Genomic DNA, 24,168 nt, shown 5'->3' on the forward strand with positions numbered 1-24,168 from the left:
ACGTGTTAACATTTAATTGGGATGAATATAAAGAATTTAAGAAGCATACGAGTCAAACTGATAAATTAAAAATCGCAATAGATTTTATGAGAAGTTATTACAATATAAGTAGTCCATATGAGATGTTTGGGATGCTAAAAGCAGATGAACTTGGTGAAATGCTACTCAATAAAAGAGAAATTACATCTTCGGATGAACTAGAAAACTTCATGTACCAAGGTCTTCACAGTTAAAACAAAAGAAAAGATAGAGGAATTTCTAGGTAGGCACCATGTACTTAGTCTCGCTACGTCAAGTGCTGAAGATTTAAGTGTATGTAGTTTATTCTACTCATATATCAAAGAAGAGACTTCCTTTATTGTGGCTAGTAGTGATGATACTACACATATAAAACATACTAAAAAAAACAACTCTGTTGCAGGAAATATACTACTTGAAACTAAAACAGTAGGTAAAATTCAAGGAGTGCAATTTTCAGGGAGTATTATACTCTTAGAAGAAAAAAGTTTAGCAAATCACTACTTTAAAGACTTTCCCTATGCTCTTGCTCTGAATCCAAAACTATGGCAAATAAAAGTTACATCTTTTAAGATGACAGACAATAGATTAGGTTTTGGTAAAAAGCTTATTTGGCCATAGGTTTTTGCTTAAACAGAGTACACGCAGTACCTGAACTTTGAAAGACTACTATTGAAGGGATATTATCTGACTTGAAGCCATATGCCTTACATCCGTGAGGTTGCTTAGGTTTCCAAGTTACAAAATAGTGCTCACATCTTCTACAGTTTATTCTTTTCATAAATCTCTCTTTTTAAGTATGGAATAGTAGCATATTAGATAAAATAAACAAATAAAATTACAAAGAGAAATATAATGGATAAAATACTTTTAATGATTCAACTTCAAGCACAGCTTAATGATGCTACAAATGGTGAAGATTGGACAAAAGGTACTACAAAAAATGGTAAGACTATTAACTGGAAAAGATGTATATATATGGAATGTGCTGAGATGGTGGATTCTTTTTCTTGGAAACATTGGAAAAGTATAAATCAAGAACCTGATTGGGATAACTTACAGATTGAAGTAGTTGATGTATGGCACTTTATTATATCTTTAGCTATTGAAGATTATGCACGAAATATGAAAGGTGGTGTTGAAGACTTAGGGATTAATATATCACAACTAGAGAGCTTTGCTACAATAGATGTACATAATTATGAGTTTGATACGCAAGACAATGTTATAGCTAAGGTTGAAAATATAATCCGTTTATCTTTAGCTCAAGATAACTTAGATATCGAAGTACTGATTGCAGAATTTTTTGATTTAGCTGTGATGAGTGGACTTAATTTAGAATCACTTTATAGGCTTTATGTTGGGAAAAATATTTTAAATCAACTACGTCAAGATCATGGTTACAAAGATGGCTCGTACATTAAAATTTGGAATTCTGAAGAAGATAATGTTGTAATGAAAAGAGTATGGGAAAAAGATGCAAACATTAAACCCGATGCACTTTATAAAGAACTAACAAAACTATACATGGCATTAACGAAGAAGTAAATTTTGAATAAAATCTTAGAGGTCAATAATCTCTCTTTTGGATACATGAAAGATACCTTGCTTTTTGATGATTTCTCCATAGAGCTTCATAAGGGTGAAGTAAAGGCGATTGTGGGTGAAAGTGGTGCTGGTAAAAGTACACTTTTTGAACTCATTTTGCAAAACCTAAAGCCGTTCTCCGGTACTATAAGTAGTGCTAGATGTGCACAAGTATTTCAAGATCCTTATAGTTCCTTTCACCCATCCTATACACTTTTAAATCAAATCCAAGATGTAGCACCAACAGATGATATACAAGAGCTTTTAGAGTTAATTAACTTAGATTATGAGCTTTTACTCAAGTTACCTCATGAACTCTCTGGTGGTCAACTACAACGCGCCTCAATTCTTCGTGCTATGCTCATGAAACCAGATCTATTACTTTTAGATGAACCAACTTCAGCACTTGATAATGTAATTCAGCTTGAAGTTATGAGTATGTTAATGAATAATCTTGATGGATTAGGAATACTACTCATAACACATGATATGGAATTAGCTTCTTGGTGTGCAGATGAGGTTGTTGTTATTTAAGGGTGGGGTGTATTTAAAATAAATTGTTTAACGATGTAAAATCCACTACCTGCCATAAATACAGACCCAAAAGCATTGAGTGAGATATTTGCAAGGGCGAGTAAAATATGTCCACCTTCAAGCAACAAAAAACTCTCTATCGCAAATGTAGAGTAGGTTGTAAGCGCACCTAAAATACCAGTAGTAAGAAAAGACTTAGTGTGAAGTGAAAAAAATGTTGTGTACATAAAATAAGCTACTAGCACACCCATTAAAAAACTACCTATGAGGTTTACTCCAAGTGTACCATAGGGTAAATCGTGTGCTACTCTATGAGATATTAGACCATTAAGATAAGATCTTAGGATTGCACCTATAAAGCCACCACTACCTATGGCTAAGATTGTTAGAAAGCTCATCGTCATACACCTTTTGCATTTTTATACGTAAATTACTTAACCATTTTTCATCACTTTTATCTGCGATAAATGAGTCCATAAAAATAACTTTAATTCTTCCTGGTTTATAGTAAAATCTTTTTATATCATAGTACTTTGCTGTTTGCATTAGGACAATAGGTTGTACTTTGAGTTGATATTTGTCAGCTACAACTTTTGCCCCATTCTTAAAGGGAAGCATTTTAAAGTTTCTCGATCGTGTTCCTTCGGGAAACATAGTAATAACTCTCCCTTTGTTAAGTCGATCTTTAGAATTTTTCAAAAGTTTTAGTAGAGATGTTTTACTTTGTCTTTCTATGGGAATATCTTCGGGCATACTCATAACAAGACCAAAAAATGGAACATCAAATAACTCTTTTTTTGCAACCCACGAAAGGTCTTTTTTAGAGATAGTTTCCATTATCCCTATATCTAAATCACTTTGATGGTTGATGAGATACATTTGCGCAGCAGGGTCTTCTACTCCTTGTATATCCGTGGAGAAAAAGATACTTAGTCTTACAAACCACGCAGATATTTTTCGTGCATAAGGACGAGGTAAAAGCCAATAGGTAAGGATTACTAAAGTAAGGGAAATAAAAATAATGGTAGTAGCATAAAGCCAACTAAGGTGTGCAAAGATCTTCATTTCTTACCCAACCAATTTTTTCATTGTTTAATTTTACTTTTGTATATGCCTGAGCACTACCTTCTTTTGTAAGTATATATTTACTTTGTGTAGTCTCGAAAATTGTACCATTATTTACAGGAAGTAAGTGTATATTACTTCCCATTTTAATACATACATCTTTTGCAGGAATAGAAATATAAGCTATATAAGCGAGAGGAAATAAAACTAAAATTAAATAAATAAATCGTCGTCTAAAAATTGCAAATAGGAAAATAAATATTGCTATACCAATGGCAATATTAACTTTTAGCTTTTCTTTAGATTGATCTTTAGGTTTTAAGTCAGTTTGCGTTGTAACGCTATCATCATCGACAACAATAGGAATCGTGATATCAGCAAATTTATTCATTTGTAAATTAAAGTAAGAGAAAGAAAACTTTTCAAGTTCTTTTCGTATAACTACAAAGTAGGTTATTTTAGGGTCTATAACATTGTTTTTACTAAGAGATTCTACACCTTGTTTAAATACATTTTTAAATTTAATAGGAGAAAGACTAGTATTTTGTGCGATTGCTGTAAATACAACAATATTATGTTTGTTGTCATAGCTAGTTGTTTTGTATTCAGTAATTTCAAAAGAGGACGCTATAACATTTGAGAAATCTTGTTTTGGATTTAATGATATGACATTAAGTTTAGGACCTATAAGAGTAGTTTTTTCATACTCTATATCAGCATCTAAAGAAGCAATTATATCAGGGAGTCTTGAGTTATTTCTCGTGGCAATAAACTTGAAAGTCTCAAGATAAAACTTCCCCTTTTGTTCTCTATAAGGAATTGTATTTAAAATTGTTACACCCATTTTATTAGAGAATCTATATTTTATTTCATTGAAGTTTTTTACAGTTGATATAGTTTTGATTGTAATAGAAAAAACTTCACCTTTAATAACTCTATCTGGAATATTTTCATAGCTTAGGTATAAAACCTTATTAGCAAAGAGACTTGAAAATAAGAAAAGAGTTAGTAGGAGTAGGGCTTTCACTATTTAAGAAACCCTTGAAGCATTGCTACACCATCGTCTGAACCAAGGATAGACTCCATTGCACGTTCTGGATGTGGCATAAGACCAAATACATTTTTTTCTTTGTTGCAAATACCAGCGATAGATGCAACACTCCCATTTGGATTTTGGATTTCACCATTTTTATCAGTGTACTGTAAAAGGATTTGATTGTTTTCTTTCAAGTCTTTTAATCCATCAGAATCAATGAAATAGTTTCCATCATGGTGTGCAATCGGAATGTTTACTATCGTACCATTAGCAAGTTTTTCTAAAAAAGTATTGTCATTATTGATAACTTTTAAATGATGATGTTTAGAGATAAAGTGAAGGTTGTCATTTCTCTTTAATGCACCTGGAAGTAGTCCAGCTTCAGTTAAAACTTGAAAACCGTTACAAATTCCAAGAACTTTTCCACCATTGTTTGCATAAGAAACTACAGCTTTCATAACAGGTGAAAATTTAGCAATTGCACCTGAACGTAAATAGTCTCCATAAGAAAATCCACCAGCAACAACAAGTAAATCAGTATCTTGGGGAAGAGATTCCTCTTTATGCCATATTATTTGGGTATCTGCACCAAGATTTTCAAAAGCATGCTGTGTATCATACTCACAGTTAGTACCCGGAAACTGTAAAATTGTTACTTTCATTATACTAACTCAATCTCGTAGTCTTCGATTACCGTGTTCGCTAAAAGTTCTTCACACATTTTTGTAACATCAGCCATTGCCTCAGTCTTATTATCAGTATCTAACTTTAAAATAATTTGTTTTCCAACACGTACATCAGATACATCTTTAAAGTGTAGAGAGTCTAAAGCATGGTGAACAGCTTTTCCTTGAGAATCTAACACTCCAGCTTTCAAGCTAACATTTATTATTGCTTTCATTTATTTTCCTAAAATTCTGTTTAATACTTCTTCGTAAGCTACTTTTAGCCCACCTAAACCTTGACGGAATCTATCTTTATCCATTTTTTTACCACTTTCAATGTCCCAAAAACGACAATTATCAGGTGAAATTTCATCAATTAAGATGATATTTCCATCTTTATCTTTACCAAACTCTAGTTTGAAATCAACAAGGTTAAGACCTTTTTCTTCAAAGTATGGTTTAAGAATATCATTGATTTGTCGCGCTACTCGACGAAGTTTATCTAACTCATCTTGATGCTCTACAAGTTCTAAGATAAGGGCATGTTGATCGTTAAGTTTCGGATCACCTAAGTCATCATCTTTGTAGTCAAATTCTACCAGTGTAAAGGGAAGTACTTTCCCGTCTTCTATACCAAGAGTACGAGTTAAACTACCAGTTGCAATATTTCTAACAATAACTTCTATTAAAATTACATCTGCTTTTTTATGAAGCATGTGATTATCATCTAGCATTTCTACAAAGTGAGTTTGAACACCTTTTGAGTCAAGATATTTAAAAAGTTCTGTTGAAATCTTATTGTTAAGTGCGCCTTTTCCAGCTTCACTAGATTTTTTCTCACCATTAAATGCAGTTAAATCATCTTTAAATTCTGAGATTACTAAGTTTTCATCATCTGTTAGGAAAAGTCTTTTTGCTTTTCCTTCATAAAGGAGTTCCCTTTTTTCCATATATTCTTTATCCTTTTATTATTACTAGTGCCTTCAAGATATCTACAGCCTCTTTAAGTTGCATATCTTTATTCATCATCTCTGGTGTAATTATATCTTTATTTGCTTTATCATCATCTTTTTCATCAGTATCTTTTTCATTTTTCCCGTCAACTTTTTCAAGTTCCTCTTCGAGGTGCTTTTTAAGGTCAGCTTCTTTGATTGCGAATTCGTTCTTTTTAGTATTTACAAGACCGGGAAAAACTTCAATATCAGGTTTTACACCAACAGCCTGAATAGTTCTTCCACTTGGAAGATAGTATCTTGCAATAGTGAGTTTAATAGCTTCTTTGTCAGTAATTTGAAGTACGATTTGAACACTTCCTTTACCGAATGTATTTTCACCTAAAAGTACAGCACGTTTATGGTCTTGCAGGGCACCACTAACAATTTCACTAGCACTAGCACTTCCCCCGTTTATAAGTACTACAACGGGAACTGAAGTGATTGTGGTACTTGGCGATGCTGAGTATGTTTTGTTATCTGCATCATCACGCCCTTTTTGTGAAACGATATCTCCTTCGTCAACAAATAAATCTGTAAGACCGACTGCTTGGTCAAGTAAGCCGCCTGGATTATTTCTTAAATCAAGAATGATACCTTTTGTAGTTTTTTTTCTTTTGTTAATTTCTTTTGTAACATCTTTTACAACTTTCTTATCAAAGCTTGTAACACGAATATAGCTAATATCATCTCCAATATCTTTGGCATATACAGATTGAATAGAAATAACACCTCTCACTATATGAATTGCTATAGGTTTATTTTCCCCTTCACGTACAATCATTAAATCTATTGGAGTCCCAACCTTACCTCTCATAACATTTACTGCATCATCTATACTCATTCCAATAGTTGATTTATCATCAATTTTGAGAATAATATCTTTAGATTCTAAGCCAGCTTTGTCTGCGGGAGTTCCTTCAATGGGAGCAATAACTGTTAATGCTCCATCGCGTACACCAACTGTAATTCCAAGACCACCGAATTCACCTTTAGTCTGTACTTTTAATTTCTTATAATCTTTTTGTTTGAGATAGTTTGAATGTGCATCAATATTGCTAAGCATACCTTCAAGAGCTTTGTCCATAAGCTCTTGGATACTTAAGTCATCTACATTGTATTTTTCTACGATACCAATTACTTTTGTAAATTTTGCTAAAGACTGTAATCGAGAGAGCTCTTTCTCTTCAGTGTTCACGCTATCTGATTCTTTTGCAAAAAGGTTTGAAGAGAGGAGTAAACTAACTGCTACGGCAATTGAGGCAAAGCCAAGAGTAATATATTTTTTGTTTTTCATTGATGTTCCATGTATAAAGAGTTTTAAAGAGATATTATAGTTAAAAGCTGTTTATATAACAAATGTAAGAAGCTGATTCTTTATTGTGATTTAACAAGAGCTTTAAAAATCCTTTTATGAAATTCTTTTTCATCGGCTAAATGAAGTGAAGCATCTCTCATTTTTTCTCCCCACATAGGATTTGGAAAATAACTATCTTCTTCAAATCTAGCCATTACATGGATATGTACACGTGGAAGCATATTTGCAAAAGAGGCCATATTTATTTTTTTTGGATTGTAGTAGTGCTTCATTTCGTACTCAAGTATATCGTATACTTCCCAAAGTCTGGTTCGTAACTCTTTTGGAACATCTCCGAGTTCTTTATAGGGTTCTTTTGTGAAAATTTTCAACCACGGAATTTCGCTTTCTTCTTTTTCAATATATATTTCTTTATCTTCATAAATGAGATGCATAAAAGTGCCTTTGTATTTATATATAAAAATTATAGCAAGTTTTAGTTTCTAGGAAGTATTAAAAGGTTTTTGGCACCTCAAGGATGCCAAAGAGGAGTTATAAAGGTTAGTCTCTATGTCTGTTTGAACTAGAACGGTTTCCACGGTAACCACCGCCGCCACCATCTCTGCTTCCACCACCATCACGACTTCCGCCTTCTTTGTTTCCACGGTAACCACCGCCACCATTTCCGCCACCATCACGACTTCCGCCGCCACCTGAACGTGGTTTGTTACCACGGTAACCACCACCGCCGCCGCCACCATTTCTACTACGTCCACGACCACGGCCACCACCGCCGCCTCCACGTTGTGCAGCACGAGCAAGAACAGCGTCCATTCTATCAGCAGGAATACCAATAGAGTTAGGTCCTTTAATTTCTTGTTGATCAAGAAGCATTGAAATTAACTTATACGCCATTTGCTCTTCATCTATATCTTCACGAAGTTTGTCTAAAACTTTATGTGCTTCGTCATAAATTTTATGATCTTCAACTTTTTTAACAAGTGAATCTATAGTTGATTCTCTTAAGTCATTCTTGCTTGGAATATAAGCGTGACCCATAGAAGTTCCAACTTTATTCTTAATACGTTGCAATTCTTTAAATTCTAGTGGAGTAAGTAAAGTAATCGCTTTACCTTTTGTTCCAGCACGACCTGTTCTACCAATACGGTGAACATAAGACTCAGGATCAAATGGAATATGGAAATTGAAAACATGAGAAATATCATTTACATGTATACCACGAGCAGCAACATCAGTAGCAACAAGTACTTTTACTGAGTTACTTTTGAAACCTTTAATAACAGTTTCACGTTGACGCTGCTCCATATCTCCATGAAGACCATTTGCAAGGTAACCAGAGTTAGAAAGTACATTAGAAAGTCTATCAACTTCAGATTTTGTTCTACAAAATACAATACATTTATTTGTATCTTCTGAATCCATAAGACGAATGATTGCATCATCTCTTTCAGATTCTTCAATTACGTAGTAAAGTTGTTCGATGTCAGAGTTTGTAGTCTCACCCTTTGTAATAGAAATAAATTCAGGCTTATCAAGAATTCTAGAAGCTAGAGTCTTAATAGGCTGAGGCATAGTAGCCGAGAAAAGTAGTGTTTGACGCTTCGTTGGTAAAAATGAAAATATTTCATTAATATCATCTAAAAAACCCATGTCAAGCATCTCATCAGCTTCATCTAGTACAACCATACTTGGAGCGAAATCTTTAAGCATACCACGCTTAAGAATGTCTAAAAGACGACCAGGAGTTGCAACTACTACAGAAGCTCCACGGTTTATTAGGTCTAGTTGACGACTGTATGAACTACCACCATAAACTGTAACAGTTTTAGCATTTAAGTTTCTACCATATTTGAAAATTTCATCTGAAACTTGCGTAGCAAGCTCTCTTGTTGGTGTAATAACTAGAAGTTCAACTTTCCCATTCATTTTCATGTTGTGAAGTGCTGGAAGACCAAAAGCAGCTGTTTTACCAGTACCAGTATGTGCTTGACCTACCATATCGCGACCAGCCATAACTAATGGAATTGCTTGGGCTTGAATAGGACTTGGTGTAACAAAACCAGCGAATTTCACGCTTCTAAGTAGTTCTTGTTTTAAACCTAAGTCATCGAATGTGAGTGTGTTTTCTTCTTCAACGGGTGAAGTTTCTTGTGCATTTTCTTGCATCATAATCCTTTGCATTAAGGAGATGATACAAGCTCTTTCCACGCTGTAATAGCGGTCTTAAGCATCTTCCCCTTAAATAATACGCGAATTATAGCTAAAAGAACCAAAATTTTTATTGAAGTTATTTATATTTTTAATAACTTAATTTTATACTGCTACAAATCGGCTACTATTTTTATGTCTTTTAGTCATAAAATATACGATAGCACTTTGAATATTGTATAATAACTTAAATTTAATACTAAAGGTTTTGTTGGTGAATATCTCTTTACAAACTAGTTCTGATTTATATATGGTACTTTTTATACTTGCGTTTTTTGTAATTATTGTATTGACAACTATATATTTAAAACTCAAAGAGAAATTACATGGGAGCTATCTAGAAAATGATGAACTTACATCAGTGCATGCAAAAGTTTTAGAAGAAAAAAATAACTTGCACCTTAAATATGTAGTACTCCATACACGTTATGAAGAAGAAGTTAAATCTTCAAGTGAAAAACTAGATGTTTTACAAAATGCAAAAGATGAGTTAAGTAAAGAATTTAAAATCCTTGCAAATCAAATCTTCGATGATAAAACAAAACAATTTACCCATACGCAAAAAGAACAGTTCGATATTTTACTCAAACCATTTCGCGAACAAATTACAAACTTTGCTACACAGTCACGTGAACAGTTTAACACTAGTGCTAAAGATGGCTACTTACTAAAAGATGAACTTAAGCGTTTAAAAGAGATGAATACGCAATTATCTCGTGATGCACTTAATCTTACAAATGCACTAAAGGGTGAGAATAAAACGCAAGGAAACTGGGGCGAATTTGTTTTAGAGCGGATTCTTGAAGAATCAGGCTTACGTGAAGGTTCAGAGTATGAACTGCAAGCTACCTTAAAGTCCCAAGAAGGGAAGACGTACAGACCTGATGTTATTATCCATATGCCAGAGGAACGTGATATTGTCATAGATTCTAAGGTTTCTCTTGTTGCCTATGAAAGGTATATGAGTACAGAAGAAGACACGTTAAAAGCACTTGCTTTAAAAGAGCATCTTCAAAGTATTTCTGGGCATATTAAAGAATTAAGTGCTAAAAACTATGAAAAACTTGAGGGGATAAATACCCTTGATTATGTCCTGTTATTCATGCCTATAGAAGGTGCATTTCATTTGGCACTTGGCGCAGATGGAGAGTTTTTTAAACGTGCATACGATAATAACATTTTAGTTGTTTCGCCGTCTACACTGTTAGTAACACTGAGAACTATAGAACATATTTGGCGTACACAAAGGCAGCAAGACCATGCACTGAAGATTGCTAGTGAAGCTGAGGCTATGTATGAAAAGCTTGTTGCTTTTGTAGAGGAGATGAAAAAGGTTGGAATGCACCTTCAAAAAGCTCAGGACTCTTACGATATATCTATGAATCGTTTAAGTTCAGGACGTGGAAATATTATAAAAAGAGCGCAAAATATTGTTTCACTTGGGATTAAACCTAAGAAGATGTTGAGTATACAAAGTGAGGATGAGGAATAATGAAAAAGCAGTTTATTTATATTGGTGTTATCGTTTTATTTGTTATGTTTCTTGGCTTTAGTATTTTTTATTTTTGGAATGAAGATACAAGGCAGGAAAAAAAATATCCAATGCCAAAAAAAATACAAATCATTAAAAATACTGTGCCAGAGTTGAAACCACATAAGGAAGAAGCAATTGAGATTAGTATGGATGATATTTTTCAAGTAGAAGAGATACATGAAATCGTAGAAGAAGCTGTAGTTTTAAGTGTCCAAGAAAGAGAACTAGAATTAAAAATAAGGATACAAGAACAGCTTGAAACTCGTATGGATTTCATATATAGACAATCTCAAAAGATAAATACAAAAAAAAGCATTCTCCAAAAGTTTCAAAAAATGCAATATGAAGATGTATTTCTTTCGGACATGGAAGGGAATACACTGTATGGTTCGAATGATATTGAAGATATAAATGTACGAACAATTAAACTAGAACAAATACAAAAAGTTGGCAAATACGGTGAAGGATTGATTGTAAGTGATGTTGATAGACAAGGGAATAAACGTTATATTTATGTTAAAAGCTTAGCGCTTGAAAATCTATATATAGGTGTAGAGTTTTATGCAACAAGCTTTTAATTAGGATATGATAAACATATGAAAATACAAACACAATACAGCTATGAAAAAACATGGACAGATACAAATGAAAAAGACTTACTTCGAATGATAGAAGAAGAGATAGGGGATGCAGACCCTCAGGGTACATTACTTTATGTTAAAGAAGTTATAAAAAATGGAAAAACAATTACTGTAGGCAATTGTAGATTTAAAATAAAGGGATAATCATGGATACTGAATTAATAAATAAAGAGTTAGAAGAGGTAAGTCAATTTTATAACATTGTTATAGAGTTTTTTACGAACTACTCTTTCCAAATTATAGGTGCCTTAATAATATTTACCATTGGTATCTTTGCATCTAAATTTATACAAAAAATTGTGTTAAAAGTTTTACTGAAAAATAATATAGATGAAACGTTAAGTGGATTTATTGCAAGTTTTGTCCGTTTTTTAGTTGTTATGATGGTTGCTATTTTGGCACTTGGAAAACTTGGAATCTCCATAGCACCATTTATAGCTGCGATTGGTGCTCTTTCATTAACTGCTGGTTTGGCTTTACAAGGAAGTGTCGCAAACTTTGCTGCTGGAATCATTTTAGTGATAACTAAACCTTTTAAGATAGGAGACACTTTAACAGTACATGAAGTATATGGTGAAGTAGAAGCAATAAAACTATCTTACAGTGTTTTAAGAAATGAGGATGGTGAAGAGATAACTATACCAAACAAGTACATGATAGGAGACGTTTTAGTGAACTCCTTTTCTTACCGTGTAGTTGAGGGAAGTGTTGGTATAGCGTATGACAGTGATGCTACAAAAGCGATAAGTGCAATTAAAGATATGCTGATTAAGCATGAAAATATCAGCTCAGAGAATGAAGCTATAGTAGGAATAGAAAAGTTTAATGATAGCAGCATAGATGTTGCATACAGATACTGGGTTCCAACAAAAAGCTTTTTCAAGACACAGTATGATGTAAATTTACAAATTCTAGATGTTTTAAATAAGACAAATATTACGATACCTTTTCCTCAAAGAGAGATCAAAATACTAGGAGAAACAGATGTTCCAAAATAACGATATAGCAAAACTATTACTCAGGATACTCGTTGGCGGGATGATGATGTTTCATGGCCTTGATAAAATAATCAATGGCATAAAAGGTGTAAAACAATTAACAGTGAACGCAGGCTTACCAGAATTTTTTGCTTATGGTGTGTATGTTGGTGAAGTGATTGTTCCAATTCTTATTATTCTTGGACTATATGCGAGAGGAGCTTCTCTCGTTCTAGCTTTAAATATGATTATGGCTATTTTCTTAGCTTACGGGAATGACCTTTTTACTTTAGGGAAGCATGGTGCACCACTGATAGAATTACCACTTTTTTACCTTGTTCTTTCTGTAGTTATATTTTTTCTTGGAAGTGGAAGATACGCTGTAAATTCTAAGTAAGAGATATACTTCATGAATTATCAAAAAATACTTGAAGATATTGCAGAAGAAATTAAACCTCATTTAAAAGATGGTCATGTTGCAGATTACATTCCTGCTTTAGCTAAAGTAGACCCTGAACAGTTTGCGATGAGCCTGACGCTTTTTGATGGGACGCAGTATCATGTAGGAGATACTGAGACATTGTTTTCTATTCAGAGTATTTCTAAGGTTTTTACATTTACCTTAGCTCTGAAGTTTTATAACAACAGTATTTATAAGCGCATAGGTGTTGAGCCCTCAGGAAATCCTTTTAACTCTTTAGTGCAACTCGAGTATGAAAATGGAAAACCAAGAAACCCATTTATAAATGCGGGAGCTATTAATATGACTGATGCATTAGTAAAGCATTATAAAAATGCAGAGCTAACATATAAAGAAGTTTTGAATTTCATAAAAGAAATTGCAGACGATAACTCAATATCTTTAAACGACGTTATTCTTAAATCTGAAAAAGAGCATGGATATAGAAATATTGCCTTAGCAAACTTAATGAAAAGCTTTAATAATTTAGACAATGATGTAAGTGAAGTAGTAGATATTTACTTTAAACATTGCTCACTTGAGATGAATACTAAAATGCTCTCTAGAACTATGCTGTATCTGGCAAACCATGGTGAAGACCCTATAAGTAAAAAAACACATATATCTCAAAGACAAGCCAAACGTATAAACTCAGTCATGCTTACTTGTGGACATTATGATGCCTCAGGAGATTTCGCCTTTAATGTAGGACTTCCTGGAAAAAGTGGTGTTGGCGGTGGTATAGTTGCTGTAGTGCCAAAACTGATGGGGATCTCAGTATGGGCACCAGCTCTCAATGAGCAAGGCAATTCTCTAGTGGGAACAATGGCATTGGAGCTTTTTACGACAAAAACAGGTTTGTCGATTTTTTAGGTCTTCATTTCGCATAATAACTGCCCAGTTGTTTATACTAAACAGGATTTGTTTTGAAGTAACTCATTTAAAATGAGATGATTGAGACTATAATCCACAGGTACATCGATAACATGGACACCTTTAGAGTTTATCGCAGTTTTTAACACAGAGACGAACTCATCACAAGAATTTGGACGGTATCCAACGGCGCCAAATGAGTTTGCATACTGAACAAAGTCAGGATTTGAATAGTCGAGTCCAAAGTTTTCAAAACCCATACCTTCTTGTTTCCACTTGATCATACCAAAAGCATTGTCATTTAAAATAATCACGACAAGGTCTAATTGAAGTCTAACAGCTGTTTCTAACTCTTGGGAATTCATCATAAAGCCGCCATCACCAGAGACTGAGATAACTTTTTTTTCTGGAAAGATCATCTTGGCAGCCATAGCTGAAGGAAGTCCTGCACCCATAGTTGCTAGCGCATTATCAAGTAGAAGAGTGTTGGGGAGAGAACATTTATAGTTACGTGAGAACCATATTTTATATACGCCATTATCAAGTGTTAAAATGCCATCTTTTGGTAATATATCTCTTATGTCTTTAAGAGCTCTTTGCGGTAATATTGGAAATCTATCATCTTTAAAATATTTTTTTATATGCTCTTGGGATTCGTCTATAACCCTCATATAATAGGAAAAATCCCAATGCTCTTGTTTTTGAGTAAGTTGTGTGAGTTGTTTTATATTACATGCAATGTCCCCTGCAATATCTAAGTGAGGAAAATATGTGGGGTCTACATCAGAAGGTAAAAAGTTGATATGGATTACTTTTGTTTTGCCTTTTTGCATAAAGAATGGAGGCTTTTCAATAATATCATGGCCAACATTTATAATTAAATCAGCTCTATCAATAGCACAATGCAGATAATCATTGTCTGAAAGAGAAGCTGTTCCTAGACAAAGAGGATGAAACTCATCTACTACACCTTTACCCATCTGCGTCATAAAAAATGGAATCCCTAACTTTTCTATGAAGTCTGTCATAGCTGTACCAATACGTGTACGATTCGCTCCAGCACCAATCAAAATCAGAGGCATTTTCGCTTTATATATCATTTGTATAGCTGCATCTAAATTTTCTTCTCGTGCGATTGGGTATCGTTGACTATGAACATGATATATAATATCCTCTACCTCTTCTCTTGCAATGTCTTCGGGAAGTTCAAGGTGTACAGCCCCTGGTCTCTCTTGTGCAGCTATTTTAAAACTTTCACGAACCATAGAGGATATGTTGTTACCATTGACTATCTGTTTTGAGTATTTAGTAATAGGCTTCATCATTTGCACAACATCTATAATTTGAAAACGGCCTTGTTTGCTTTTTTTGATTGGTTTTTGCCCAGTTATCATAAGCATAGGCATCCCGCCTAAGTTGGCATAAGCAGCAGACGTAACTAAGTTTGTAGCTCCTGGACCTAGCGTAGCTAGGCAGACTCCAACCTTTCCTGTCAATCTTCCATAGGTAGCGGCCATAAAACCTGCACCTTGTTCATGACGAGTAAGAATGAGTTTGATACTTGAGTTCTGTAAAGAGTTTAGAAAATCAAGATTTTCTTCTCCTGGAATTCCAAATATATACTCAACACCTTCGTTTTCTAAGGCTTTTATAAACAAATCTGAAGCTTTCATTTTAGAGTCCTTTATTACGTAGATACTATTTTTATACAAGAATTATAGTTAAGGTAAGCTAGCCTTGGTAAATTACCTAGCGCAGTGTATGAGATATTTAAGTTATAATAATTACAATTTTAACTATACATCAAAAGGATAATGAAAATATGAATGATTTTACATATCATAACCCGACAAAAGTAGAATTTGGAAAAGACAAAGAGAAGAAGATTGGTCTTTATATAAAAGAAGCAAATATTAAAAAAGTTTTACTTGTTTATGGAATGGGAAGTATCAAGAAAAATGGTTTATATGATAATGTTATCGACTCGTTAAATGAGCATGGCATATCCTATGAAGAATTGGATGGAGTTGTAAGTAATCCACTTCTAAGTCGTGTAAACGATGGAATTAAAATGGCAAAAGAGAAAAATATAGAAGCTATTCTCGCTGTAGGCGGAGGAAGTGTAGCTGATTCAGCAAAAGCAATAGCTGCCGGTGCTGTGTACGATGGCGACGTATGGGACTTCTTTACGAACAAGGTTCAAATTAGCCAAGCGCTTCCAGTCTTTACCGTTATGACTCTTGGAGCAACGGCTAGTGAAATGAATGGAAACTCCGTAGTTATGAACGATGAGACAATGCAGAAGTATTCTATAGCTTCGGTTTTTGTAAATCCTCGTGTTTCAGTTGTAAACCCTCAACTAATGGCAACAGTCTCAAAAGCATATTTGGCATATTCTGCTGTAGATATCATCGCTCATAGTATAGAAGTTTACTTCACAGCGACTGATCATCCTCATTTCAACTCTCGTATCGTAGAGTCAATCATAAAAACAGTGATACAGACAACAGAAGTTTTACTTGAGAATCCAAATGACTATGATGCAAGAGCAGAGTTCGCATGGGTAGCTATTCAAGCACTCAATGGTCTTACTCCAGCAGGAACTGAGGGCGGAAACTTTCCAAATCACATGATAGAACATTCACTCTCCGCACTCTATAATGTAGCACATGGAGCTGGTCTAGCAGTAGTTATCCCAGCTTGGATGAAGTGGCATAAAAATCAAAATATTAAACAATACGAGCGATTTGCAAAAGAGATTTTTAACGAAGATAATGCAGATAAAGGTATAGAACTTTTAGAATCATGGTTCGCTAAAATAGGTGCGCCAGTAACTCTCGAAAGTGCAAAGATTCCAAGGGAGGGCATCAAAGGATTAGCGATAAATGCTAATGGCACGGCAAATATGTGGGGAATGGGTGAAGATTACTCAGTAGATACTATAATTGAGATACTTGAAAAAGCATAAGGAAAAAACTTTTTAAGTAACTAAATTAAGGATGTCTCACTTTGATAGTAGAGTTGAGACTCCATCCAATAACTGCCATTAAAGTTACAACAACAAGTGCATGTGAAATTGCATAGGCATGAGAAAGATATACAAGCCAAAGTAAAATCGCACCAAGTGGGGTTGGAACTCCTGTGAAGTACTTGTCTACTTCACCCGCATCTGTATGAATGTTGAAATGGATTAATCTTCGTAGTCCTGAGATAACATAGTAGATACTAACAATGGCAGCAACAATAATTTCTATGCCTGAGAGTGAAGTGCTATACACAGCTTGAAAAATCAAAAAGACAGGTACAAGTACAAAGCTTAAAAAGTCTGCAAAGCTATCTAGTTGTACACCAAACTCATTAGAGAGATTATATTTTCTAGCGATTTTCCCGTCAAATATATCAAAAGCTCCACCTATCCAAGCTAGGATGACAGCTAGAAAAAAATTGTTTTGAGTTATAAAATAAGTTGCTAAAAGTCCAGCTGTAATGTTTACAAAAGTAAAAAGATTTGCCAAGTTAAAATGTGAAGATGGAGTCCATAAAAATTTCATACAATACCTTTAAAATGAATATGTAATTGTATCTTAATCTTAATAATTATATCAATAACACATTAATATAATTATTTTAGTTATGAGTAATAATTTTTAGTATACAATCCACGCATATAATGAAAAAGTTCAGAATTAAAATAGTATCGGCTCTATTGTTAGCATTTACATTCTTCATGGTTCATGATTATGTGATACAACATCCAGCGGATGTGCAATATACTCAGTTGTACTTGGATGCTAATAGCATGGAAGATATATCTGAAGTACATGATAAAATTCATTCAGTGTTTCATAGTAGTTTACTTATTATAACTCTTCTGGATTTTGATTCTATAAATACTAAACCAAATACAAATGAACCTATCTACCTTTCCCACACTAGTTTTATTCCTAGTCGACCTCCTGCAATATAATCATTTTTAAATCAATACATTAAAAAACAATTATAATACAAAGGTCAAAAATGAAAAGAATACTTCTTTTAAGTATATTTGTAGCCCTGAATCTCAGTGCAAATAACTTATCTCAAATAATAAAATCAGTACAAACAAGTAGTAAATCAAAAGCAATTTTAGAAAAACTAAAATCAGATATAGCTCAAAATGAGCTTTCGCAAAGTTATGATGCACCCTCCCTTAATGCGAGTGTATCTCATGCGGACTCCATCCCTAGTGATGCAAAAGATGGCATAGAATATGCAGTCGGAATTTCTCAAGACATATCGCACCCATTTTCGCGTTCCTTAAATGATACAAGTGTCCAAGAGTATACTAAAGCAATGAAGCAAGAAGCAAAACATAAGCTTCATATATTAGAGTTAGAAATTATCTCAGCGTACCATAGCACATGTATCTCTAAAGAGATGAGTGAAAAATCTTTGTTGTTATATCAACAACAAAGTAAAAGGTACTATCAAGTTAAAACAGCGTATGAACTCGGTGAAATATCAAAAAAAGATTTACTTTTTAACAAGTTAGATTTATCAAAATTACAAAAAAATGTGAATGCATATAAAAGAGCTTATTTGAGTGAATTTTCATCACTTCAAGAGCGTGTAGACAATCTAAAGATAGATTCACTTGAGTGTAATGATTTAGTACTTCCTCGTAAACACATAGTTTTAAATGCAATTGATGAACACGGGGAATTAAAAGTACTCCAATATCAAAAGAATGCAACACAAGCCTTATCTCAACTTTATGATTCACCGATTACCTCACTTGGTTATGAGCTTGGGTATGAAAAAGAATTAGATACAAGAAGATATACCTTCGGTATAAATATTCCACTCGGTGGTTTAAGTTCTCAAAAAGAGAAATTAAAAGCAGAACAATTAGCTTTAAGCTCTTCTTATGAGTATGAAAAAGAAGCGACTAAAGCACAGATTCAAAATTATTCAAATAATGCTGTTGCTACTTTAGAGCTTTTATTTAATGAATTTCAGTTACTTGAAAATGAAATTTTGCCACTCAACAAAGAATTACTTAGTTTGTCAAAATTAGCACTACTAGAAGGTGAAGGGGATATTATGGAGTATATAGATGCTTCTCGTTCGTATTCTTTAAATCTTATAGAGATGCTGGAGACAAAGAAAAAGTATTATTATGAATTATTTGAACTATATAAAAAAGCAGATTTAGAATTAGGGGAAAAAGCATGCGTACATTAATTAGTATTTTAACACTTACAGTGAGTCTATTTGGCTTAGAAACAATCAAAGTTACACAAGAACAGCAGCGTGACTTAGGTATAAGAATGCAGGCTGTAACAAGCGTCGAGAGTATAGATTTTGGTCCTTATAGTGGTCTTGTAGTACTTGATAAAAAAGACATTATAACTGTGAGTTCTAATATAGAATCCATTGTTAAGACAATCTATGTGAGAGAATTAGAACATGTAAGAAAAGGACAAAAACTGCTTACTCTAAGAAGTAATGCTTTACTTGGACTGCAACAAGAATACATTGAAGCAATATTTGAAAGTGAAAGTGCAAATCAAAATTATAAAAGAAACTTCAAACTTCAAATGGATGGAATAATCTCAAATAAAAGATTATTAGAATCTAAAAAAATTAAACGTACTAGTGATTTACATGTTAACTTAACAAAAAGTAAACTTTTAACAAATGGTTTTACTACATCAATGATCAAGCGTTTGGAGGAAAATTCTACTCCAATAGCCGAGATTACTATATATGCACCAAAAAGTGGTGTTGTGAATGATGTAAATGTAAATAATGGAGCATATGTACAATCAGATCATAAAATAATTGAAATTTATGCAGATGGAAAAAGATTTATTGAAGTAACGGTACCTGTAAAAAATGTAAAAAGTATAACCATTGGAGATAAAAGTAGTTTTGAGTCATTTACAGCAAAAGTTACAGCAATCGGAAATGTAGTAAACACAAGTTCTCAGTCAGTTATAGTGAGAGCTATGATAGATGATGCTCAAAATATAATGATAAACCGAGTATATGAAGTACATGTTGCTAAAAAAATAAGTGCTGCATATAAAGTGAAAAAAACTGCTTTAGTTTTTGATGGGCAGAAATCACTTGTATTTAGAAAAAATGCATTAGGTTTTGAAGTTTTAGAAGTTGATATTATTAAAGAGGGACCAACGTGCTACATCGTAAAAGCAGATTTAAATGTAGGTGATCTTGTAGCGGCAACTTCTACTTCAGCGCTATTAAGTGCAAAGGATTCTGAAGATGAGTGAATCCTTCGTTAGCTTTGCCCTAAAGCAAAGGTTCCTAATACTTCTACTTTCTTTTTCTGTACTGTTTTTTGGTGCGTACTCTATGATGAAGTTACCTGTAGATGCATATCCAGATGTAGCACCTACGCAGGTAAAGTTAATTCTTAAAGCTTCAGGAATGACCCCAAATGAGATGGAATCGCGTGTAACTATTCCTATTGAGCAAAATATTCAAAGTATTCCGAACCAGACAATAGTACGTTCTCTTTCTAAATACGGTTTATGTGATATTACGATTGACTTTGATGAGGGTGTAGATATTTACTGGGCAAGACAACAAGTAGCGCAAAGACTCAGTGAAGTGATGGATGATCTACCTCCAAATGTAAGTGGAGGACTTGCACCTATTACTACACCACTCGGTGAAGTACTCATGTTTACTATTGAGTCAGAGACACTTGATTTGATGGAAAAAAGAACACTTCTTGATTGGGTTATTAACAAAAGACTGCGCTCTATTGATGGGGTTGCAGACACGAATGCTCTTGGTGGATATGTAAAAACCTATGAGATTATTCCTGATTTTTCAAAAATGAAACAGTATAAAGTCACAATGAGTATGTTAAAAGATGTCCTAAGTGAGAACAATCAAAATGATGGAATTGGTAGATTGTCTCTTGGTGAACAAAGTCTTTATATCCGTTCGGAGGGAAGATTAAAAAATATTGATGATATTGCAAACCTGATTGTAAAACATGAAGATGGTCGTAATGTAAGAATATCTGATATCTCAGATGTAGAGATAGGTTCTCTTACTCGAGCAGGATTTGTAACTAAAGATGGAAAAGAAGAAGCAGTTCAAGGTTTAGTTCTTTCAAGAAAAGGGGTGGATACATCTACAGTTTTAACAAGTGTAAAAGCAGAACTTGAGAAAATAGAAAAAGATTTACCAAAAGGGACAAGTATAAATATTTTCTATGATCGTTCAGACCTTGTTTCTAAGGCGATAGAAACAGTTTCTACTGCACTTTTAGAAGCACTTGTTTTAATTGTTATAGTCTTATTTGTATTTTTAGGGAACTTTGCTTCAGCTTTTAGTGTTGCTATTATTTTACCTTTTGCTGGAATGATGACTTTTATAGCTATGAGCTATTTTGGAATTTCTGCAAACCTTATGAGTCTTGGAGGTTTAGCAATTGCTATTGGTATGCTTGTGGATGCTGGTGTTGTTATGGTTGAAAATATTAGCGAATATCTCCATGATGAAAAGCATAAAGATGAGAAGAAAATTGATGTAGTTTTACGCTCAGCACAAGAGGTAGCAAGTCCTGTCTTTACCGGAATCCTTATTATCATTATAGTTTTTTTACCATTACTCACACTTGAAGGACTTGAAGGAAAGCTATTTGTACCAGTTGCACTAAGCATTGTTTTTGCACTTTCATCTTCACTATTGTTAGCACTTACTTTTATCCCAGTTGTTAGCTTTTATGTTTTAAAACAAGCTCCAGTTAAAAAAGTAGCTATCATGGTTTTTTTAGAACATTGGTACGAAAAACTTTTAGGTTTGACTTTGAAGTATCAAAAAAGTGTACTTTTTATAGCTGTAGGACTATGGATTGTAGCTGTTGGTGCATATACTCAGGTAGGTAAAACATTTATGCCTGAACTTGATGAGGGTAATGTCATCATTGGAATAGAGAAAAATCCATCTATTTCACTTGAAGCGAGTAGAGATATAGACTTAAAAATCCAACAAGCTTTAATCAGAGAAGTTCCTGAAATTTTATCTATAGTTGCTCGTGGTGGTAGTGATGAGATTGGACTTGACCCAATGGGACTTAATGATACAGATACATTTTTAGTACTCAAACCAAAAGAAGAATGGAGAGTTCCTTCCAATGAATGGTTGCTTGATGAATTTAGACGGGTTTTAGATGAGTTTGTTGGGATAGAATATGGATTTACGCAACCGATTGCAATGAGAATATCTGAAATGTTGAGTGGTTCTCGTGGAGATATTGTTGTAAATATATATGGTGAAGATTCGTCAAAGTTAGAAGAAATTGCGAAGAAAATTGCTAAAATTACAGAAGATACAGCGGGAAGTAGCGACGTATATAAAAAAGCTAATGAAGGTGTTGCATACTGGGAGATTGCTTTTAAAGATGAAGCGATGGCACGTTATGGTGTAAATAGAGCAGAACTTTCATCGTATCTTCAAAGTGCTGTCAATGGAACACAGGCTGGAATCATACAAGAGGAACTTCGTCGTATCCCACTTATGATAAAGGGCTCAAAAAGCATGCAAACAAGCATGAGTAAAAGTGTTGATTTGCAGTATGTCTTAGCTGATGGAACTAGCGTTGAGTTAAATGAACTAGCAAGCTTTACAATGACACAAGGACCAGTGCAGATAGACCATGAAAATGGTATGCGAAAGAGTCTAGTTCAAACAAATGTAGTGGGACGAGATTTAGTTGGATTTGTAAATGAACTTGATGCAAAGATAAGTGAGAAAATACAATTACCACAAGGATACTTTATAGAGTTTGCCGGTGAATACCAAAACCAACAACGTGCAGCGGCAAGGTTATCTTTTATTGTACCTCTCAGTATAGGCTTAGTTTTTATTCTTTTACTTCTTACTTTTAAATCAGCATTACAATCATTCTTAGTTTTACTTAACATTCCATTTGCTTTGATTGGTGGTGTGTTTGGTTTATACATCACAGGCGAATATATGAGTGTCCCTGCGATAGTCGGGTTTATCGCTTTAATGGGTATAGCAGTACTTAATGGCGTTGTTATGATTAATTATTTTAACTATCTTAAAAATACTATTAGCGATCCGATTAAATTAGTTACTATCGGGTCATTGAGAAGGTTGAGACCAGTTCTTATGACGGCTTTTATCGCGGCCCTTGGTCTTATCCCTATGTTGTTCGCAGATGGACCAGGTTCTGAAATTCAAAAACCATTAGCTATTGTGATTATTAATGGTCTTGTTTCCTCAACATTCTTGACCTTAGTTCTACTTCCTATTTTATATCATAAGTTTGTATTGAAAAAATAGAATTAATCTTAGTAATGATAATTCTTATCATTATTAAGATATGCTTAAGTTGCTTCTAGTATTATTACAATAATAAAACACTTAAGAGGAAGTACTGTGAAAAAAATAGTATATATTTATTTTTTTCTATGTCTCTCAAGCCTTATAGCGACTGCAAATGAAAATCTTGTCAAAGTGGATAGAGAAACTTCATTTAGAAAATCAATTGATACATTTGGTAAAATAGATCAAAAAGTAGTTCCTGGCGTAAAAAAGTTTACACAGATGTTCATCAATGGTGAATTTACAGGACAATTTCGTTCAATGTATGCTGGATATACACAAGAAAAAGTAGGTGAAGTTGACACTTATGCTACGGCACTTGGTGGAATGATTAAGTATGAGTTAGCAAATTTTAATGGTTTTCATGCAGGAGTTGCAATAACGGGTTCTCAAGATATTGAATTTGCTACTGGAAACACGTATGAATCAAAGCAAAATGATGAATTCTCTTCACCTAAGGGAAGTTATATAGCATTGAGTGAAGCATATATTAATTATGCAATGAATGGCTTTAATATTCGTCTTGGTCGCCAAATGATAGATACACCTCTAGCAGATACGGATGATATTAGAATGATTCCAAATACATTCGAAGCGTACATGATTACGTATGGTTTGGATGGTTTTACTTTTACTCTAGGTAATGTTCAAAAATGGCAAGGAGCAGATGCTGGACTTGGATATATTTCTCAAGCGAAAGAAAATACTAACTGGATAGATACCCAAACAACTATGGTAGGTATTTCTCATGATGAGGTTTTTAAACTTAATACTTGGTACTATAATATACAAAAACAGGAGAATGCTTCAAGGGCTTCTTACTTTGAGTTGGGGTATCATAAGTTTAGAGAAGATATTTCTATTCACGCCTCTATACAGTATCTACAC

The 24,168-nt window shown here is 33.7% G+C and carries 27 protein-coding genes and 1 pseudogene; 16 read left to right on the forward strand and 12 right to left on the reverse strand.

Features of this window, described 5'->3' with window-relative positions; translation table 11 throughout:
- The first annotated feature begins 2 nt into the window (after positions 1-2).
- Entirely contained in the window at positions 3-233 is a 231-nt protein-coding gene (locus ACI9TV_RS05870; RefSeq protein WP_415249834.1) for a hypothetical protein, read from the forward strand.
- A gap of 13 nt (positions 234-246) precedes the next feature.
- The gene (locus ACI9TV_RS05875; RefSeq protein WP_415249862.1) at positions 247-639 is read left to right on the forward strand and encodes a hypothetical protein; all 393 of its coding nucleotides are present in this window, start codon (positions 247-249) and stop codon (positions 637-639) included.
- Here ACI9TV_RS05875 and ACI9TV_RS05880 read toward each other — a convergent pair.
- Complete coding sequence (locus tag ACI9TV_RS05880; RefSeq protein ID WP_415249835.1) at positions 626-799, reverse strand: uracil-DNA glycosylase; 174 nt, start codon at positions 797-799, stop codon at positions 626-628. The genes ACI9TV_RS05875 and ACI9TV_RS05880 overlap by 14 nt on opposite strands.
- Before the next feature lie 74 nt (positions 800-873).
- Between ACI9TV_RS05880 and ACI9TV_RS05885 the strand changes: the two genes are divergently transcribed.
- Together ACI9TV_RS05885 and ACI9TV_RS05890 are read left to right on the forward strand one after the other, a co-directional pair.
- The gene (locus ACI9TV_RS05885) at positions 874-1,566 is read left to right on the forward strand and encodes a dUTP diphosphatase (RefSeq protein WP_415249836.1); all 693 of its coding nucleotides are present in this window, start codon (positions 874-876) and stop codon (positions 1,564-1,566) included.
- Between the two features lie 3 nt (positions 1,567-1,569).
- Positions 1,570-2,139: an ABC transporter ATP-binding protein gene (locus tag ACI9TV_RS05890; protein ID WP_415249837.1), complete on the forward strand. Its 570-nt coding sequence runs from the start codon at positions 1,570-1,572 to the stop codon at positions 2,137-2,139.
- Here the strand turns inward: ACI9TV_RS05890 and crcB are convergent.
- The 9 genes from crcB to ACI9TV_RS05935 all read right to left on the reverse strand — a co-directional run bounded on the left by crcB (position 2,136) and on the right by ACI9TV_RS05935 (position 9,381).
- A complete protein-coding gene (crcB, locus tag ACI9TV_RS05895) occupies positions 2,136-2,537 on the reverse strand; it encodes a fluoride efflux transporter CrcB (RefSeq protein ID WP_415249838.1) in 402 nt (133 codons plus the stop codon). The genes ACI9TV_RS05890 and crcB overlap by 4 nt on opposite strands.
- The gene (locus ACI9TV_RS05900) at positions 2,506-3,204 is read right to left on the reverse strand and encodes a lysophospholipid acyltransferase family protein (RefSeq protein WP_415249839.1); all 699 of its coding nucleotides are present in this window, start codon (positions 3,202-3,204) and stop codon (positions 2,506-2,508) included. Before ACI9TV_RS05900 ends, crcB begins: the two co-directional genes overlap by 32 nt.
- On the reverse strand, positions 3,182-4,231 hold the full coding sequence (locus ACI9TV_RS05905) for a hypothetical protein (RefSeq protein ID WP_415249840.1): 1,050 nt from the start codon (positions 4,229-4,231) through the stop codon (positions 3,182-3,184). The genes ACI9TV_RS05900 and ACI9TV_RS05905 overlap by 23 nt, the downstream gene beginning before the upstream one ends.
- A complete protein-coding gene (gene purQ, locus ACI9TV_RS05910) occupies positions 4,231-4,902 on the reverse strand; it encodes a phosphoribosylformylglycinamidine synthase subunit PurQ (RefSeq protein WP_415249841.1) in 672 nt (223 codons plus the stop codon). The genes ACI9TV_RS05905 and purQ overlap by 1 nt, the downstream gene beginning before the upstream one ends.
- Positions 4,902-5,141: a phosphoribosylformylglycinamidine synthase subunit PurS gene (gene purS / locus ACI9TV_RS05915; RefSeq protein WP_415249842.1), complete on the reverse strand. Its 240-nt coding sequence runs from the start codon at positions 5,139-5,141 to the stop codon at positions 4,902-4,904. Before purS ends, purQ begins: the two co-directional genes overlap by 1 nt.
- Positions 5,142-5,855 (reverse strand): phosphoribosylaminoimidazolesuccinocarboxamide synthase, encoded by a 714-nt coding sequence (purC, locus tag ACI9TV_RS05920; protein WP_415249843.1) that lies wholly within the window; start codon positions 5,853-5,855, stop codon positions 5,142-5,144. It lies immediately after the preceding gene.
- A gap of 7 nt (positions 5,856-5,862) precedes the next feature.
- Positions 5,863-7,194: a S41 family peptidase gene (locus ACI9TV_RS05925; RefSeq protein ID WP_415249844.1), complete on the reverse strand. Its 1,332-nt coding sequence runs from the start codon at positions 7,192-7,194 to the stop codon at positions 5,863-5,865.
- 80 nt (positions 7,195-7,274) lie between these two features.
- The gene (locus ACI9TV_RS05930) at positions 7,275-7,649 is read right to left on the reverse strand and encodes an HIT domain-containing protein (protein WP_415249845.1); all 375 of its coding nucleotides are present in this window, start codon (positions 7,647-7,649) and stop codon (positions 7,275-7,277) included.
- A 106-nt stretch (positions 7,650-7,755) separates the two neighbouring features.
- A complete protein-coding gene (locus tag ACI9TV_RS05935; RefSeq protein ID WP_415249846.1) occupies positions 7,756-9,381 on the reverse strand; it encodes a DEAD/DEAH box helicase in 1,626 nt (541 codons plus the stop codon).
- Positions 9,382-9,637: 256 nt separating this feature from the next.
- Here ACI9TV_RS05935 and ACI9TV_RS05940 point away from each other — a divergent pair, with 256 nt between their 5' ends.
- Genes ACI9TV_RS05940 through ACI9TV_RS05965 form a run of 6 tightly spaced genes read left to right on the forward strand, consistent with a single transcriptional unit; the run spans position 9,638 to position 13,908 of the window.
- Complete coding sequence (locus ACI9TV_RS05940) at positions 9,638-10,915, forward strand: DNA recombination protein RmuC (protein ID WP_415249847.1); 1,278 nt, start codon at positions 9,638-9,640, stop codon at positions 10,913-10,915.
- Complete coding sequence (locus tag ACI9TV_RS05945; protein WP_415249848.1) at positions 10,915-11,535, forward strand: hypothetical protein; 621 nt, start codon at positions 10,915-10,917, stop codon at positions 11,533-11,535. The genes ACI9TV_RS05940 and ACI9TV_RS05945 overlap by 1 nt, the downstream gene beginning before the upstream one ends.
- Before the next feature lie 18 nt (positions 11,536-11,553).
- Positions 11,554-11,742, forward strand: a complete 189-nt coding sequence (locus ACI9TV_RS05950) for a hypothetical protein (protein WP_415249849.1) — start codon at positions 11,554-11,556, stop codon at positions 11,740-11,742.
- A 2-nt stretch (positions 11,743-11,744) separates the two neighbouring features.
- Positions 11,745-12,596 (forward strand): mechanosensitive ion channel family protein, encoded by an 852-nt coding sequence (locus ACI9TV_RS05955; protein ID WP_415249850.1) that lies wholly within the window; start codon positions 11,745-11,747, stop codon positions 12,594-12,596.
- Complete coding sequence (locus ACI9TV_RS05960) at positions 12,583-12,972, forward strand: DoxX family protein (protein WP_415249851.1); 390 nt, start codon at positions 12,583-12,585, stop codon at positions 12,970-12,972. Before ACI9TV_RS05955 ends, ACI9TV_RS05960 begins: the two co-directional genes overlap by 14 nt.
- 12 nt (positions 12,973-12,984) lie before the next feature.
- Positions 12,985-13,908 carry a glutaminase gene (locus tag ACI9TV_RS05965; RefSeq protein WP_415249852.1) on the forward strand — a complete coding sequence of 308 codons (924 nt, stop codon included), beginning with the start codon at positions 12,985-12,987 and terminating at the stop codon, positions 13,906-13,908.
- A 32-nt stretch (positions 13,909-13,940) separates the two neighbouring features.
- Here ACI9TV_RS05965 and ACI9TV_RS05970 read toward each other — a convergent pair whose 3' ends face one another.
- Positions 13,941-15,581, reverse strand: a complete 1,641-nt coding sequence (locus ACI9TV_RS05970) for an acetolactate synthase large subunit (protein ID WP_415249853.1) — start codon at positions 15,579-15,581, stop codon at positions 13,941-13,943.
- 149 nt (positions 15,582-15,730) lie between these two features.
- Here ACI9TV_RS05970 and ACI9TV_RS05975 point away from each other — a divergent pair, with 149 nt between their 5' ends.
- The gene (locus ACI9TV_RS05975) at positions 15,731-16,876 is read left to right on the forward strand and encodes an iron-containing alcohol dehydrogenase (protein ID WP_415249854.1); all 1,146 of its coding nucleotides are present in this window, start codon (positions 15,731-15,733) and stop codon (positions 16,874-16,876) included.
- Between the two features lie 25 nt (positions 16,877-16,901).
- Here the strand turns inward: ACI9TV_RS05975 and ACI9TV_RS05980 are convergent, their stop codons facing one another.
- Positions 16,902-17,459, reverse strand: a complete 558-nt coding sequence (locus ACI9TV_RS05980) for a CDP-alcohol phosphatidyltransferase family protein (RefSeq protein WP_415249855.1) — start codon at positions 17,457-17,459, stop codon at positions 16,902-16,904.
- A 119-nt stretch (positions 17,460-17,578) separates the two neighbouring features.
- On the opposite strand from ACI9TV_RS05980, the gene ACI9TV_RS05985 reads away from it, so the two are divergent.
- The 5 genes and pseudogenes from ACI9TV_RS05985 to ACI9TV_RS06005 all read left to right on the forward strand — a co-directional run.
- Positions 17,579-17,875, forward strand: coding sequence for a hypothetical protein (locus ACI9TV_RS05985; RefSeq protein ID WP_415249856.1), 297 nt, complete (start codon positions 17,579-17,581; stop codon positions 17,873-17,875).
- A gap of 50 nt (positions 17,876-17,925) precedes the next feature.
- Positions 17,926-19,131 carry a TolC family protein gene (locus tag ACI9TV_RS05990; RefSeq protein ID WP_415249857.1) on the forward strand — a complete coding sequence of 402 codons (1,206 nt, stop codon included), beginning with the start codon at positions 17,926-17,928 and terminating at the stop codon, positions 19,129-19,131.
- Complete coding sequence (locus tag ACI9TV_RS05995) at positions 19,119-20,183, forward strand: efflux RND transporter periplasmic adaptor subunit (protein ID WP_415249858.1); 1,065 nt, start codon at positions 19,119-19,121, stop codon at positions 20,181-20,183. The genes ACI9TV_RS05990 and ACI9TV_RS05995 overlap by 13 nt, the downstream gene beginning before the upstream one ends.
- Entirely contained in the window at positions 20,176-23,238 is a 3,063-nt protein-coding gene (locus tag ACI9TV_RS06000; protein ID WP_415249859.1) for an efflux RND transporter permease subunit, read from the forward strand. The genes ACI9TV_RS05995 and ACI9TV_RS06000 overlap by 8 nt, the downstream gene beginning before the upstream one ends.
- Before the next feature lie 96 nt (positions 23,239-23,334).
- A pseudogene (locus ACI9TV_RS06005) lies at positions 23,335-24,168 on the forward strand (hypothetical protein); the annotation flags it as partial.

The organism is Sulfurimonas sp., assembly GCF_047622445.1.
Classification (GTDB): Bacteria; Campylobacterota; Campylobacteria; order Campylobacterales; family Sulfurimonadaceae; genus Sulfurimonas.